This window comes from Microbacterium esteraromaticum (assembly GCF_014084045.1).
Classification (GTDB): Bacteria; Actinomycetota; Actinomycetes; order Actinomycetales; family Microbacteriaceae; genus Microbacterium; species Microbacterium esteraromaticum_D.
The window spans coordinates 1,825,275-1,840,297 of sequence record NZ_CP043732.1 but is presented as its reverse complement, the minus strand read 5'-3'; the positions used below and the strand labels follow the sequence as shown (position 1 = coordinate 1,840,297).

The following is a 15,023-nucleotide window of genomic DNA, read 5'->3' as shown; positions in this document are numbered from 1 at the left end:
GCAGCCGTGAGAGAAGAGCTCGACGCCGCTCTGGCGCGCCCTGATCTGCTCGAGGGCGTCGCCGACAAGCTCGCGCACCTGAAGAAGGTGCTCGTCGCCGACCCGCAGGCCCGCCTGTCGGCGTTCTCGATGGCGGCAGGAGAGCCGCACGCCGTCATGACGTTCGGCGACGTCGACAGCGCAGAGCTCGTGGTGTATCTGCTGCACGGCATCGACACCGACCTCGGACAGTTCCCCGGGTGGGCGGATGCTGCGCAGCGGGTGTGCGCGGATGTGATCCGCGCCTGCGTCGCGCGGGGAGCGCCCCGTTCCGTCGCGACGATCGCGTGGTTCGCGTGGGACTCGGGCACCCACGTCTCAGCCCTCGCCACCCGGCATGCCACGATCGGCGCCGCCCGCCTCGCCGTGGACATCGAGCACCTGGTGCAGCGCAACCGCGATGCGCACATCGCCGTGGTCACCTACTCGTACTCGTCGACGCTGCTGGGCGAGATGTTCGCGATGGGCATCGCCGACGACGTGCGCACCGCATTCTCCATCGCCTCGGCGGGCATGACGCATCCGGCGGCCGGCGCCGTGGCCGACGCGATCGCCGCCGGCGACGTGGTCGTGCACGCGACCGAGGGGGCGAACGACAGCATCGCGCCGCTCGGCCGGCTCGGCCAGCACCCTGTCGACCCCCGCAGCATCAGGGGGGTCATCACCTACGACTGCGACGGCGGCGAGGCGCCAGGGCCCGACGGTGCCACCGTCGTCGGCATCTCGGTCGAGGGACACGCCTCGCAGAGCTCGGTCGACGAGCACGGCGTGACGCACGCCGGCTACTTCGACCCGCGCGCGCAGGGGTACCTGACGCTCGTCGCGCGCCTGGCCGACGCGGCCACGGCCGGCAGCTGACGGGCTCAGCGCCGGGTCTCGAAGAAGGCGCGCAGCTGCATCGTGGCCTCGTCGGCCCGGATCCCGCCGACGACCTCGGCCCGATACGGCAGTCTCCTGTCGCGCAGGACGTCGTACATCGAACCTGCGGCCCCCGCCTTGTCGTCCCAGGCGCCGAAGACCACACGGCCGATCCGCGCCTGCAGGATCGCGCCCGCGCACATCACGCACGGCTCGAGCGTGACGACGAGCGTGTGCTCCTCAAGATTCCAGCCGCCGTTGGCCTCTGCCGCGGCACGCAGCGCGACGATCTCCGCATGTGCCGTCGGGTCATGGGTCTGCTCGCGCAGGTTGCGGCCCTCGCCGACGATGCGGCCACCGGCATCCAGAACCACCGCCCCGACGGGCACGTCGCCCGCCGCTCCCGCCGCAGCGGCGAGCGCGAGAGCGCGCGTCATCGCCCGGCGCCCGGGATCGGTCGTGGTCATCATCGCTCAGGAAGTGTACTCCGACGCCCGAGACCGGCCCGCGCCCAAGGACGCGGACCGGCCTCAGCGGCGCCTAGTCGCTCACCGGCAGACGACGTCGTACTCGACCGTCGCCGTCACCGCGTGTCCGTCGGCCGTGCGGGCCGTCACCTCGATCGTGCCGTCCGCCTGTTCCGGAGTCATCACGAACACCTTGCGCGCCCGCTCGCCCGGCAGCACGCCCTCCTCGCTCCTGATGGCGGAGTCGGCATCGAAGGTCACGTCGATCGGCTCATCCGCGATGCTCGTCGCATCCACCCTCACCTTCACACGCGGACCGACGCACTGCACGTCCACCGCAGTGCGCACCAGCGGCTCGAGATCCGGAGTCGCCATGGAACCGTGGGTGAGGCTCAGGAACGGCGCCGAGTGGATCGTCGTCATCGGCCCCTCCTCCGCGAGCAGAGCGTCGAGCTGAGCGGACGGATAGTGGTTCGCACCGAGTTCGAAGTAGCTCATGGAGTGCGCCCGGATCCCCGCCGCACGAAGGTAGTCGATCGTGCGCACGTTCGCGAGACCCGCGACGTCGCCGGAGTAGTACTCGAACGTCGACGGGTCGGCGACCCAGCCGCTCACCTCAGCCACGGCGTCCGCAAGGCCTGCCCCGTTCGCGTTGACGTACGAGTGCAGGTCGTACCCGTGCGGTTCGAGCGTCTCGGCGACGAGCATGAGCGGGAGCAGCGAGAAGTGGGTGTACCAGATGCCATAGTCGCCGACCCCGTTGTTGCGCCCGACCTCCTCGGGAAGGTGCCCGTTCGCATCGATCTGGTGTTCCAGCAGCTGAAACGCCCGTTCGCCGGCTGCCTGGATGAGCGACTCGTCGGCCAGATACGCGGCACCCGCGGTCTTCGTCTCGAGCGCCCAGCTGCCCCAGTTGTTCTCGCGATGCATGATCGACTCGGCGACGGGGATGGCGGTCTCACGCACGAACCCGGCGAACCGCGCCTCGGCCTCGGTCGTCCACGCCGACGTGCCGCGCAGCAGCTCGGCGGCGTACACGAAGGCCGGGAAGTGGTAGCTGAAGGCCAATGCCGAATCCTCCGAGGTGCGCACGCACTCGAGCGTCGACGTCCACGCGTCGATGAACGACGCCGCGTGCGAGCCGTAGGCGGCGTCGCCGGTGATGCGGTACGCCAGCGCGAGCCGGTACGCCGCATTGGCATCGTTCTGCAGCCCGTCGCGCGCGGCGCGGTGAGCATCGGGGTTGTTGTAGAAGAACGGCACGAAGAAGGTCTCGGGCGCGTTCGGGGTGCGCGCGAGATCGTCGGCGGTCTCATCGAGCAGGCGATCGAATGCCGAGGCCTGCGGCTCGACATCCGTCTGGATCCGCCGCGTCACGGCGGCGATGCGCTCGTCGCTGTTGAGCACGACCCCGCGCTCGGCGCCGGGCTCGGCGGCGCCCGACCACGCCTTGCAGTCGGGGTAGGTCACCGTCGGCTCGTCGCGCTCCACGACACCGGTGAGAGAGACCTCGTCGGCGATCATCTTCAGATCGCGGTGCGCCGCCAGGCTGAAACCGCCGCCGGTGAACGCGGCATCCGATACCGAGAGCACGTGCTCGCCGCCGAGCGACACGTCGAGATCGTCGCCGTCGAGCGCGACGGTGAGGGTGACGGGTGCGGTGCCCGGCGCCGCCGCGGTCTGCGCGGTGCCGAGGTAGCGCACGGCCGAAGCGCCCGCTGCGGCGATGACAGCGACCTCGCCGTTGTTGCGCACCAGCACGGTGTAGCCGGACTGGGTGTAATCGTCGCTCACCAGATTGCGGTCGACGGTGAATCCCGCCCATGCCGTGGCGCCGCCGCCCTCCGTCGAGAAGGTCGCGGTCGCCGTGCTCACGGATGCGAGGCGATGGTCGGTGAGTGCGAGGATCGAGCCGCGAGGCGAGCCTGCGGTGACCACCCGCGCGGCGCCGTCGGTCGCCTCCCACACGCCCGCGGACTGGGTCCAGTGTGCGCCGAGCTCGTCGAACCCGTCGCGCAGCGTGCCGTCGGCCGCTGCGGCGGAACTCGCCGCGACGGCGGGGAGAGCCGCCGCGGCCAGTGTGAGCGCCAAGATCGCCGAGAGCGATGATCTCCATCGACTTTTCGTCATCGGTGTTCCTTTCTCATTACCTGACCGGGGCGGTCAGAGGTCAATACACCCGCACCGAGACCACCCGCGCCTGTGCGGCGCCGTTCGTCGCCGTGATGCGCAGCCTCAGCGCATCGGTCTGAATCGGGTCGATCTCGTGCACCCGCTGCCGGCGCCGATTGGCGGTGACCGTCACGAGGTCGGTCCAGCCGGCCGCGGACCGCGCCTCGATCACGTAGTCGCGGACCAGCTCGGGGAAGATCCGATCGGGCGTGCGGTGGTGGTGCAGAGTGTTCAGCTCGACGTCGGGGTCGTCGTCGAAGACCAGCCGGATGCTGTGGATCGCCTGCTGCTCGTCCCACTCGAGCGTGAGCGATTCCTCGCCCGAGAACGGCTGCGAGACCCACTCGTTCGGACCGCCGTAGAACCGCTGGTATCCGCCGACCGACTTCTCGGGGACGTACGCCTCGGTCTCGGGCAGCAGCCGCAGTCGCGGCGTGCGCCCGCGCAGCGGGATCGCCGGCCAGGCGACGACGCGCTCGGATATGTCGACGGCGACGTTCAGGTCGCCATCCGCCTGAGCGCGTCGCGGCAGGGCGAGCACCCCCGGCACCTGCGCGTCTGCCAGGATCAACGACAGCGCGTCATCGGCCTCGAAGACGATCACGACGTTCTCGGGATCGCCCGGCGCCCACTCCAGGGGCACCCGCACCCACTGCGGTTCGTCGGATGCCACGACAGGGGTCTCGACCGAGAGCCGATGATCGACGGGCACGGCGTTCTGGCGGTGGCGGGTCGTCCACAGCTGTGCCTTCAGCACCGTGTCACGGCGGCACGCGACGAGCACGTCGATCGCGTCGAGCCGCGGATCGACGGGCAGCAGCACGCCCGTGTCGGTCTCGAGAGGCAGCTCCGTCTGCTCGGCGCCCGGCACCTGATCAAGCGGATCGATGCTGCGCATGACGCTGCTGGCGGTGACGCTCGCCGTACGCGCAATGTCGGCCGGGTCGGCATTGCGCACCCCGAACACCGAGGCATCCTGACGCAGCAGCAGCTGCCTCAGGTCGGCGGAGTGCGCATCGGCGACGACCCGCGGGCGCACCCCGAGCTCAAGGGCGAGCGAGGCGCCCGTTCCGGCCGCCTCGCCGCCCGCGCCGCAGGTCGCCATGACCCGCGTCGAGCCGAAGGCGACATGCGTCGCCGAGATGTCGCGTCCTGCGATGAGCAGGTTGTCGATGTTGCGCGAGTAATAGCTGCGGAACGGGATGCCGTAGATGCCGTCCGAGTAGCGCTGGTGCGCACCAGCCGCGGTGGCGTACATGCCTTCGACGGGGTGCAGGTCGATAGACCAGCCGCCGAATGCGACGTCGTCATGATGATCGACCTGGTCGAGGATATCGTTCTGAGTGAGCACGTGGTCGCCGAGGAAGCGTCGGTACTCCCGCTTGCCCGGTATGGTGCCGACCCATTCGAGATCCAGCGTCTCGGCGTCGAATCTGCCTGAGTTCTTGATGTAGTCCCAGATGCCGAAGATCACCGAACGCAGCTCGTCGCGGATCGCCTCGTTGTCGTGGACGGTGTCGAGATGCCCGCCCCATTCGATCCACCAGTAGTGGGCGCCGGAGTCACCGGAGCGCAGGATCCGCGAGGTCGGGATCGGTGTCTGGGTGATGTCCTTCGCGGAGTCCGGGGCCACGAAGTCGACCGGCCGCCCGAGGTCCTTGGTGTAGAAGAGGATCGTGGAGCCGAGCAGCTCGTCGTCGGCGGTCTCCGGCGCCCACGCCTCATCGAACTCAGCGGCGGCCTCGCGTCCGATCCGATGGTCGGCCCCTGCGAGGAAGCCGATGAACCCATCGCCGGTGCAGTCGATGAAGTACGGGCTGGTGAAGGTGGTGAGAAGCTCGGATCCCATGGTCCAGCCGATCGCCCTGGCCACCACGCGCTCGCCGTCGCGCTCCTCGGTGTCCACCTCGCGCACGTCGGTGTTGAGGAACAGCGTGATGTTCGGCTCGGCGCGGACGGCGTCGAGCACGACCTCATCCCAGATGATCGGGTTGCCCTCCGGGTTCCGATACTGGTTCTCGACGTACAGCTCCCCGATCACGCCGCTTTCGCGCGCATAGCGCTGCACCCCGTGCGAGGTCGCCCCGACCACCCAGACCCGCACCTCCGACGACGAGTTGCCGCCCAGCACGGGCCGGTTGCCGATGAGCGCCACCTTCTTTCCCAGTCGCGCGGCGCTGATCGCCGCGCAGACGCCTGCGAGTCCACCGCCGATGACGGTGATGTCGGAGTTCACGTTCTGAGTGCGCATGGTTCCTTCAGGTCTGGATCTCGCGCCCGTCGGGCGCGCAGAGGCGTATGACCGGAGCGGCGTGCCCGCCGCCCCGGTCGGGTGAATCGATCAGAGGAGCGCGTCGATAGCGGATCCCGCCTTCGACATGGCGTCCGTGGCCGAGCTCTGACCGATCAGGACGGCCTGCACCTGCTCGGCGATCGCAGACTCCATCTGCCCGTACGCGGGATTCGCCCAGAGGGGGCTGGCGGTCGCGGTCGAGGTGATCTTCTCGGTGAAGCTCTGAACGAAGGTGTTCGCGGCGACAGCATCCGATCCCAGCGCCTCGTCCGTGGTCGGCGGCAGACCGAGCGCCTCGAAGTAGGAGACGGTCTGCTCGGGCTCGCTCGTGAGCCACTGCGCGAAGTCGGCGGCGGTTCCCGCGCCGTCTCCGTCGACGACGACGACGAGGTGTCCCCACAGCACGTGCTGCGGGGTGTCGCCGGCGGCGAGCACAGGTCGGGCGATCGGCGTCATCTTGTCGCCGAGGGCCGAGTCGGGCGACTGCGACACGACGGCGGACTTGCCGACGGGGGCGTCGTCGTACAGTGCGGCCGCCCCTTGGGCGAAGAGGGTGCGGGCCGCCGCACGATCCACGTCGGGGGCGATGAGTCCCTCGTCGTAGAGCTTCTTGTACCACTCCACGGCCTTGACCGATGCCTCATCGCCGATCGCGGCCTTGCCGTCTTCGACGATGGGTGACCCGAACGTCTGCATCCAGACGACGATGTCCTTCAGCTGCGCCGCCTTGGTCGATGCCGCATACGGAGTCACCCCGATGCCCTTGAGCGCCCGCAGGCCCTCCTCGAACTCCTCGATCGTCGCCGGAGTCAGCGAGGCTCCGGCCTTGTCGAACAGCTCTGCGTTGCCGATGAGGCCCACGGCACCGATCGTCCAGGGCAGGCCGAGCTGCTTGCCGCCGAACTGGCCGGCGCCGAGCGCGGCATCGGTGTAGCCGCGTCCCTTGGCGAAGGCCGAGAGATCGGTCAGCTTGCCGAGCGCGGCGATGGCCGAGAGCCAGGCGACGTCGAGCTGCGCGGCACCGGTGAACTGACCGCCGCGCACCTGCAGGGTCAGCTGGTTCAGATAGTCGTTGTACGGATAGACACTGGTCGGGATCTTGATCCCCTTGTCGGCGGCGAATGCGTCGAGCGCGGCCTGGACGGCGGGCTTCGCGGCCTCCTCCGAGAGGCTCCAGGATCCGAACGTGAAGTCGGTCGCCTTTCCGGCGCCGGGAGTCGCGACCGGTGCCGTGCCTCCGCCGGGAGCGCAGGCGACGAGTCCGGCTGCGGCGACGGTGCCGAGTCCGAGGGCAGAATAGCGCAGCAGGTCGCGGCGCGAGAGGTCGATGGCCATGGGTTCTCCTTTGAATCGAGTGGTGCGGAAGGGGGGATCAGCCCTTGACGGCGCCGGCGGTGATTCCGCCGACGAGGAAGCGCTGGAGCAGGATGAAGGCGACGCACACGGGCACCGACACGATGAGCGAGGCTGCCATGAGCGCGGGCCACGAGGTGCTCGCCTCGGAGATGAAGGTGTTCACCAGACCCGGGGGCAGGGTCTGCTTGTCGGGGCCTGCGAGGGTCAGCGCGAAGATGAAGTCGTTCCACCCGCGCACGAACGCGAACAGACCTGCCGCGACGAGGCCCGGCGCGGCAAGCGGGAAGATGATCGAGTGGAAGATGCGCCAGGGGCCGGCGCCGTCGATGCGCGCGGCCTCGATGAGGTCGTCCGGCAGGGCGTCGAAGAAGCCCTTCAGCATCCACACGCACAGCGGCAGCGTGAACGTCGCGAACGAGAGGATCAGTGCGAGGTACGTGTTCAGCAGCCCGAACTGCGCGAAGACCAGGTAGAGCGTGACGAGCAGCAGCGCCTGCGGGAACATCTGGCTCGACAGCACGAAGTACATCAGCGACTTGCGCCCGCGGAAGCGGTACTTCGAGAAGGCGTACCCCATGTACATCGAGACCACGACCGAGAGCACCGCCGTGATCACCGACACGATGACGCTGTTGCGCAGGTACCCGAAGATCGCCTCGTTGCCGAACACTGCGGCGTAGTGGTCGAGGGTGAGCTCAGAAGGGATGAGCCTGGGCGGAAACTGGAACACCAGGTGGTCGGGCGTGAGCGACGTGACCAGCAGCCAGTACACCGGGGCGAAGCCGAACAGTGCGAGCACGGCGAGCGTGATCCACATGCCCCAGCGGATACGGCGGATGCCGCCTCGCCGCGGCTTCGCGGAGTGTCTCGGCCGCTGCCGCTCGTCGGCGTCCGACACGGGCGGGGTCAGCACCTCGCTCATCGGCGGGCCTCCTTCTCGGTGCGCTCGGACAACCAGACGTAGACGACGACGAGCACCGTGAGCAGAGCCATCCAGACGATGCCGAGTGCACCCGCGTGGCCGAGGTCGTATGCCTTGAACGCCGTGTCGTACACCTCGGTGGCGAAGGTGCTCGTCGTGCCGGCGGGTCCACCGCCGGTGAGCACGAAGATCGTGTCGAAGTGCTGGAAGTTCCAGATGAACTCGAGCAGCACGACCAGTCCGGCGACGCCGCTGATGTGCGGCCAGGTGACGGCGAAGAAGCGTCGCACGGTGCCCGCTCCGTCCATCGCCGCCGCCTCGTGCAGCTCGGCGGGCACGGTCTGCAGTGCGGCCAGGAGCATCACCATGATCCACGGGAACGTGTTCCAGGTCTTCGCCGCAATGAGCGCCGTGCGTGCCGTGTCGGTGGAGAACAGCCACGCGACCGGACTGTCGATGGCGCCGAGGTTCATGAGGATGCCGTTGAGCACTCCGTAGTTGGCGTCGAAGATCCACATCCACAGGAACGACACCACGACCCCGGGGATCAGCCACGGGATCAGGAAGGCCCCTCGCAGCACCCGGTGCCCGGGGAAGGTCTGGTTGAGCACCAGCGCCAGCGCCAGCCCGATGAGGAACGGCACGACGGTCGCGCCGACCGTGAAGATCAGGGTCTGCACGACGAGCCGGCCGAAGTCCGCGTCGAGCACCTGCGCGATGTTCTCGAAGCCCACGAACGTCATGCCGGGGTAGAGCAGGCTCTCGTCGAAGAACGCCGAGATCAGCGATCGGATGAGCGGATACAGCACGATCGCGCAGAGCAGCACGAGGCCGGGCAGCAACAGGAATGTCAGAAACGTACGCTCTGTCAGCGCAGCACCGCGCCGCAGGCGAGCGCCAGACGCGGGTGCGTCCTCGCGCGTTGAGGTCATCATCGTCCTTCGGGTGTTCGAGCGTCTCTTGCGCCTTGCGGCGCCATGAACACAGTGCACGAAGTAACCACGCCTTGCAACTTCTATGCACTATGTGCATAGACTGCTGTAATGCAGGCTGATGAGGAGGTGACGGGATGACCGTCGAGAAGGGCACGAATCAGAGCGTCGAGAAGGCGATCTCGGTGCTCGAGACGTTCTCGAGCGGCGAGCCGATGCGCGTGGGAGATGTCGCGCGAGCGGCGGGGCTCGGCCAGTCCACGGCATCCCGCCTGCTGGCCACACTCGAATCCGGCGGTCTGGTCGAGCGCGATCCGCTCACGTCGCTGTACTTCCTCGGTTCCGAGCTGATGACGCTGGCCGGCATCGCGATCAACCAGAACGCCGTCCACCGGGTCGGACGCCAGATCGCCCAGAATCTCGCCGCACAGCTGGGGCTCGGCGTCAACATCGCTCTGCGGCGCGGAGCCGAAGTGGTCTACCTGTGCAACTTCGAGGGGCTGCGCTCACCCAAGTCGCACACCCTGATGGGGCAGCGTGTGCCGCTGCATGCGACGAGCATCGGCAAGGCGACTCTGGTCGGCTCGACCAGATCGTCGCGTCTCGGGCTCCTCCCCGAGCTTCCGCAGTTCACCGAATCGACGATCACCTCGCACGACGACCTCGACCGCGAAGTGGCTGCGATCACGCGCCGTGGCTACGCGACCGAGCTCGAGGAGTTCGTGCTCGGACGCGCCTCGGTCGCGGCACCCATCCTCGACCAGTTCGGCAAGATCGCAGCGGCCATCTCGATCTCAGGCCCGCTCACCACGATCGACCTCGGCACACGCGAGCAGGAGCTCGGAAGACTCGTGCTCGAGACCGCCGATCGCATCAGCTCGGGCCTCGGCTACCACGGACCCATCTCGTGAGTCGCGCCCGGTAATCTGTTCCCATGCGCGTTCATGTGGCCGACCACCCGCTCATCACTCACAAGCTCACGGTGCTGCGGGATGAGAGGACTCCGTCGCCGGTCTTCCGTCAGCTGACCGAAGAGCTCGTGACCCTGCTCGCATACGAGGCGACGCGCAACGTCAAGGTGGCCCCGATCGAGGTCAAGACGCCCGTGACGACCACCACCGGCGTGAAGATCGCCGAGCCGCGGCCGATCGTCGTGCCCATCCTGCGTGCCGGCCTCGGGATGCTCGAGGGCCTGGTGAAGCTCATCCCCACCGCCGAGGTCGGCTTCCTCGGCATGGTGCGCGACGAGGAGACCTTCGAGCCCACCACCTACGCCGAGCGTCTGCCCGACGACCTCAGCGACCGGCAGTGCTTCGCCATCGATCCGATGCTCGCCACGGGCGGCTCGCTGGCCGCAGCCATCCAGTTCCTCTTCGATCGCGGTGCGAAAGACGTCACCGCGATCTGCCTCCTCGGCACCCCGGAGGGCGTCGCCGCGATCGAGAAGCTGGTGGGCGATGCCGACGTCACCCTCGTGCTCGGAGCACTCGACGAGCGCCTGAACGAGAAGGGCTACATCGTGCCCGGTCTCGGCGACGCAGGCGATCGCCTGTACGGCACGGTCTGATCCCCCGCGCCTCGCGGCGGCGCGCACCTCGCGGAGGAACCCGCCTGAGAGACACGGTGTGCGCCGGGTTCTCACGCCATACGTGGTCTCCCGAGCTCAGACCGTGAGCACGTACCCGCGCTCGTCGCCGAGATGCTCGAACCCGGCGCGGGCGAGGATGGGGGCAGAGGTCGAGATGCGGCCCTTCACGAGCGCTGTCGTCGCCCCCATCTCGACTCCCAGCCGCAGCCGCCCATCGAGCACCGCGCGGTAGGCGCCCCTGCCCCGCGCCTCGGGGAGGGTCGCTGCTCCCCACAGCCGCACGAATCCATCGGCGACCGTGCATCCGCCCGTGCTGACGGCGAGGCCGTCCAGACGTGCGAGGACGCGTCCGCCTGTTCCGGATGCCAGCGACGCGGCGTTCTCGTCCACCTCTTCGCGCACTCCCCGCTCGCTCAGCGGATTCTGGTGCTCCCACACGGCGACATTGATGCGGTCGAGCTCGCGGACCTGGTCCGCGGTGCGCACGATCTCGGATGTCACGTCGTGCGGCACCTCTATCGGGATGCCCGCGATGGGCCTTGCCAGCACCGCGACGGTGTCGACGTGCCTGGCGCCGCGACGGCGCAGCTCGTCTTCGAGGTCGGGGCGGTCGGACGCGTTGGTCCAGAAGGTCAGCTCGCGCTCTCCCCAGGCGCGGGTGCGCTCGATCGCACGGCCGAGCACGCTGCGGGCGTCTTCGTCCGAATCCACCTGGGAGGCCTTGACCCCTCCGCCGAAGCGGGCCGGGTGGCGCACGAGCTGCAGGTGGCTCTTCTCGTGCTCACTGCCGCGAGGGAACCACACCCACGCCGCTGACGCGCGCAGGATGTCGTCGAGCGTGTGCATGCTAGCAATCTAGCATGCACACGGGGCTGCGCTCACTCGCGGTCGGCGCCCACGAGGTGCGCGAAGGCGCTCAACCGGGCGACACCCTCGGGCGTCCACGGGAGGTCGTCGAGCAGTGCGGGCGAGTGCACGAGATACGCCACGCTCTTCGCCCGCGAGATGGCGACGTTGAGACGGTTCTGCAGCAGCAGGAACTCCGGTCCGCGCGGTGCGTCGCGTCCGCTGGATGCCGCGAGCGAGGTGATCGAGACGACCGCCTCCTTGCCCTGGAAGTTGTCCACCGTCCCGACCGCGACGTCGCCGTGCCCGGCCGCCGACAGCTCGTCGTGGATGAGCTGCTTCTGTGCGTTGTACGGCGCGACGATGATGATGTCTCGCTGCTCGAGGGGTCGCGGCGGATCATCGCACATCCCGTCGACATACGAACGGCCGAGCAGATCGCCCACGATGCGCACGACCTCGGCCGCCTCCTCCGACGACTGAGTGGCGTTGCCGCGGTGTCTCACCGGCACGATGTGCAGCCCCGGCTCCACCCCGTCGACGAGGCGCCCCTCGGCGCCGGGAGCGGATGCAAGGCGGCTCGCGTACGACAGCCGGGAGACGGGTGCGGCCACTGCCGGATGCATGCGCCAGGACTGCGCGAGGAAGTAGCCGTATCGTGGGTCGATCACCGACGATCCGTCCATCACCCAGCCCAGTGCCGAGGTGTTCACCGGTTCGGGATGAGTGCCCTGGCTGACCTGCGGCAGCTGCTGCGGGTCGCCGAGCAGCAGCAGCCGCTTCGCGCCCGCGGCCACCGCGATCGTGGACGCGAGCGAGAACTGACCCGCCTCGTCGATCACGAGCAGATCGAGGCCCTTGCGGTCCACCCGTCGCGTGTTGCTGAAGTCCCAGGCCGTCCCCCCGACGACCGCGCCGTGATGCGCGTGCTCGGCGAGGAAGGCGGCCATGCCGTCTTTGCGCATGACGGTGAACGCCGGGTCTGGCGCATCCGGGTCCTTCGGCGCCTTCGCGACCTGCGCGGCGGGCACACCGTCGGCCACCACGCGGTCGAGCAGGTTCTCGACGATGGCGTGCGACTGCGCGACCACCCCGATGCGGTAGCCGTGATCGCGCACGAGCCGCGCGATCACCTGCGAACCCGTGTAGGTCTTGCCCGTGCCCGGAGGACCCTGGACGGCGAGGTAGCTGTCGTCGAGGTCGAGCACGCCGCGGACGATCGCGTCGATGGTGTCGTCGCCCGCGAGCGGCAGCGCCGCTCCCGAGACGGTGCGCGGCGGGATGCGACGGAGGATGTCGGTGGCGGCGTCGCGCGGGAACACGGGCGCCGCGTGATGCAGCGATGCCGCCCACTCCTCGATGGCGCCCTGCTGCGAGGCGACGTTCGGCGGCGCGGCCGGAGCGAGCGCGACCGGCAGCTCATCCCACACCTGGCCCTGCACGGTGCGCTCACGCACCACATAGCCGTCATCGAGCATCTCGACGATCTCGACCTCGTGCGGCACGTGGATCACGCGTGACGGGGCCTGGATGTCGAAGGGGGTCGGTGCGGCGTACAGCGCGAACGGACGCCCGCCGACGCCGAGTGTGCTGCCAGGGGCGACCTCGCCGCGCAGCCGGACCAGGCGCGTCTGCGCCCTCCGGCCCTCATCGATCGCCCAGTCGGCGTCGACGCCACTGGCTGCGGCGTCGACGCGCAGCACGTCACGGGTCGACTCCCAGATCGACACCGGCTCGCGCAGCCGCTGGAAATGCCCCTGCCAGAAGCTCTTCGCCTCGCGAGGGTGATAGTCGATCGCTGCGGCGGCCACTCGGTACGACGCGGCGCTCGACTCCTCTGCGTGCTGCGCCTCGGCCTGCAGCGCGAGCGAGAGCGGCGAGGGCTCGTACGCCCGGGTCTCGGGGTCGTCCGGTGGCGCGGGGACGACACCGGTCTCCCGCGCGAGACCGATCAGCCAGTCGCGCAGCCGCCTGGTCGACACGCAGTCGTACCGGTTGTAGTCGGCGAGGTCGTCGAGGATGCTCTGCGCCTCGGCCTCCTGGCCGGATGCCTGCAGCTCACGCGCCTGCACGTACTGGACGATCGAGTCATCGCCCTTCTGCACATCGCTGGTGCGCACCTCATCGCCCATGTACAGCGGCTCGAGCTTCTTGATCGAATACGAGCGCGATCCGATGCGCACCGAGCGCAGCACGATCGGATAGAGGTCGACGAAGACGCCCTCGCGCAGCAGCCGGTCGACGTCGGCCTCACCCACGCCGTGCCGTGCGGCCATGGCCGACAGGTGCGAGGTCTCGTACGGCGCGTAGTGGTAGATGTGCATGTCTGGATGCGTCTGCCGACGCAGCTTCACGAACTCGAGGAAGTCCAGCAGCGCCTGCTTCTCGTCGGCGAAGGTGTGCGCCCACAGCGCGGAGTACTGCTCGGCGTTGTCGGTCCACCCGAACAGGTAGTCGATGCCCCATCGGGGACTCTCCCCCGGCGCCACGGCCTCTGTGTAGAGCGGATCCCCCTCGAAGTCGAAGAACAGATCGCCGCGGCTGGGGCGGGGCATCAGGCCGATCGCATGCGCCGCCACGAGCTCGAACGGCGGGACGGCCGCAGGATCTGCGGACACCCCTGCCTGCAGCCGCGCCTGAGCGCGCAGAGCCGTGAAGGTGTCGGCGTTCATGCCTTCGGGAGCATGATCGGCGGCGGCGAGATCGTCGATGGTGTGCACGCCCGCGGCCCGCAGCCGCTGACGCTGCACCGGTCGCATGCGAGCGACCATCAGCAGGTCGCGATGCGCGATCACCTGCTCTTCGCAGGTCGCGCAGCGGCCGCAGGCCGCGACCTGCAGGTCACCGCGGTCGTCGCCCCAGGCGAGGGGCGCGCCTGATGCCCCATCGGCCGGTCGCCGGTCGGCGATCAGAGCGCGCAGCCGCGCGCGGCGCACGTGGAACAGGGGAAGGAGGTCATCGACCCGGTGCGTGCTGATCGTTCCGTCGCCCAGGATCAGGTCGACCTCATCCGACCTGGGGATGCCGAGGCGGTCGAGCTGGTCCACGTATGCCCCGAGCTGCATGAGCGCAGTCGCTCTGGCCGTGCGGGCGAGCTTCGAGTCCTGCACCCGCCAGCGACCGCCGCTCTCGCCGGGAAGCGGCTCATCCCTGGCGATGAAGTCGGCGAACCCGACGAACTCAGGGGTGGAGAACGCCGCCTGGAAAACGAGCGACGCCCCGGAGTGCAGCGCACGTGCGGTGGCCTCGACCGTGGCCGCCAGCTCATCGGCATCCGCCGAAGACACCTTCGGGAGCACGACGACACCCGGACCGCCGTCGACCGACTCCCCCAGATCGCGGACGTACCTCTCGAGAACCTTCTCTTCATGGAGGTCGCCGAGGCGAGCGGCGCGCTCGAGCGTCGCGTCTTCGGGCTCCTCGACCGCGGGGACGCGACCGAGCTTCGCGTCGAGGGCGCGCGACCAGGCGAACTCGCACTCCGCCGCCAGCTTCAGGTCGCTGGCACTCCAGACGACCCGGTTCTCCGCTGCGATGACCCGCACGATGC

Annotated in this window: 11 protein-coding genes; 3 read left to right on the top strand and 8 right to left on the bottom strand. The window is 69.1% G+C overall.

Annotated features, from left to right (window positions below; genetic code table 11):
* Positions 1–6: 6 nt before the first annotated feature.
* On the top strand, positions 7–897 hold the full coding sequence (locus FVO59_RS08715; protein ID WP_182252278.1) for an alpha/beta hydrolase: 891 nt from the start codon (positions 7–9) through the stop codon (positions 895–897).
* Positions 898–902: 5 nt separating this feature from the next.
* Here the strand turns inward: FVO59_RS08715 and tadA are convergent, their stop codons facing one another.
* From tadA to FVO59_RS08685, 6 genes are all read right to left on the bottom strand, one after another.
* Positions 903–1,334, bottom strand: a complete 432-nt coding sequence (gene tadA / locus FVO59_RS08710) for a tRNA adenosine(34) deaminase TadA (protein ID WP_182256640.1) — start codon at positions 1,332–1,334, stop codon at positions 903–905.
* A 111-nt stretch (positions 1,335–1,445) separates the two neighbouring features.
* Positions 1,446–3,494 (bottom strand): alginate lyase family protein, encoded by a 2,049-nt coding sequence (locus tag FVO59_RS08705; RefSeq protein ID WP_182252277.1) that lies wholly within the window; start codon positions 3,492–3,494, stop codon positions 1,446–1,448.
* Positions 3,495–3,534: 40 nt separating this feature from the next.
* Positions 3,535–5,787 carry an FAD-dependent oxidoreductase gene (locus FVO59_RS08700; RefSeq protein ID WP_182252276.1) on the bottom strand — a complete coding sequence of 751 codons (2,253 nt, stop codon included), beginning with the start codon at positions 5,785–5,787 and terminating at the stop codon, positions 3,535–3,537.
* A gap of 90 nt (positions 5,788–5,877) precedes the next feature.
* Positions 5,878–7,164 (bottom strand): sugar ABC transporter substrate-binding protein, encoded by a 1,287-nt coding sequence (locus FVO59_RS08695; protein ID WP_182252275.1) that lies wholly within the window; start codon positions 7,162–7,164, stop codon positions 5,878–5,880.
* A gap of 37 nt (positions 7,165–7,201) precedes the next feature.
* On the bottom strand, positions 7,202–8,107 hold the full coding sequence (locus FVO59_RS08690) for a carbohydrate ABC transporter permease (protein WP_182252274.1): 906 nt from the start codon (positions 8,105–8,107) through the stop codon (positions 7,202–7,204).
* Positions 8,104–8,949, bottom strand: a complete 846-nt coding sequence (locus FVO59_RS08685) for a carbohydrate ABC transporter permease (protein WP_259363113.1) — start codon at positions 8,947–8,949, stop codon at positions 8,104–8,106. The genes FVO59_RS08690 and FVO59_RS08685 overlap by 4 nt, the downstream gene beginning before the upstream one ends.
* 227 nt (positions 8,950–9,176) lie before the next feature.
* Here FVO59_RS08685 and FVO59_RS08680 point away from each other — a divergent pair, with 227 nt between their 5' ends.
* Both FVO59_RS08680 and upp read left to right on the top strand, forming a co-directional pair.
* Positions 9,177–9,950 (top strand): IclR family transcriptional regulator, encoded by a 774-nt coding sequence (locus FVO59_RS08680; protein WP_182252273.1) that lies wholly within the window; start codon positions 9,177–9,179, stop codon positions 9,948–9,950.
* 23 nt (positions 9,951–9,973) lie between these two features.
* Entirely contained in the window at positions 9,974–10,606 is a 633-nt protein-coding gene (upp, locus tag FVO59_RS08675) for a uracil phosphoribosyltransferase (RefSeq protein WP_182252272.1), read from the top strand.
* Positions 10,607–10,702: 96 nt separating this feature from the next.
* Here the strand turns inward: upp and FVO59_RS08670 are convergent, their stop codons facing one another.
* Positions 10,703–11,473 (bottom strand): hypothetical protein, encoded by a 771-nt coding sequence (locus FVO59_RS08670; protein ID WP_182252271.1) that lies wholly within the window; start codon positions 11,471–11,473, stop codon positions 10,703–10,705.
* A 32-nt stretch (positions 11,474–11,505) separates the two neighbouring features.
* On the bottom strand, positions 11,506–15,018 hold the full coding sequence (locus FVO59_RS08665; RefSeq protein ID WP_182252270.1) for a TM0106 family RecB-like putative nuclease: 3,513 nt from the start codon (positions 15,016–15,018) through the stop codon (positions 11,506–11,508).
* Between the last annotated feature and the right edge of the window lie 5 nt (positions 15,019–15,023).

What these genes read in the sequence shown, in the direction of transcription:
- FVO59_RS08680 (WP_182252273.1), top strand. Translation starts at nt 9,177, where the DNA reads ATGACCGTCGAGAAGGGCACGAATCAGAGCGTCGAGAAGGCGATCTCG.
- FVO59_RS08700 (WP_182252276.1), bottom strand. Translation starts at nt 5,787, where the DNA reads ATGCGCACTCAGAACGTGAACTCCGACATCACCGTCATCGGCGGTGGA.
- FVO59_RS08705 (WP_182252277.1), bottom strand. Translation starts at nt 3,494, where the DNA reads ATGACGAAAAGTCGATGGAGATCATCGCTCTCGGCGATCTTGGCGCTC.
- FVO59_RS08695 (WP_182252275.1), bottom strand. Translation starts at nt 7,164, where the DNA reads ATGGCCATCGACCTCTCGCGCCGCGACCTGCTGCGCTATTCTGCCCTC.
- tadA (WP_182256640.1), bottom strand. Translation starts at nt 1,334, where the DNA reads ATGACGCGCGCTCTCGCGCTCGCCGCTGCGGCGGGAGCGGCGGGCGAC.
- FVO59_RS08670 (WP_182252271.1), bottom strand. Translation starts at nt 11,473, where the DNA reads ATGCACACGCTCGACGACATCCTGCGCGCGTCAGCGGCGTGGGTGTGG.
- FVO59_RS08690 (WP_182252274.1), bottom strand. Translation starts at nt 8,107, where the DNA reads ATGAGCGAGGTGCTGACCCCGCCCGTGTCGGACGCCGACGAGCGGCAG.
- upp (WP_182252272.1), top strand. Translation starts at nt 9,974, where the DNA reads ATGCGCGTTCATGTGGCCGACCACCCGCTCATCACTCACAAGCTCACG.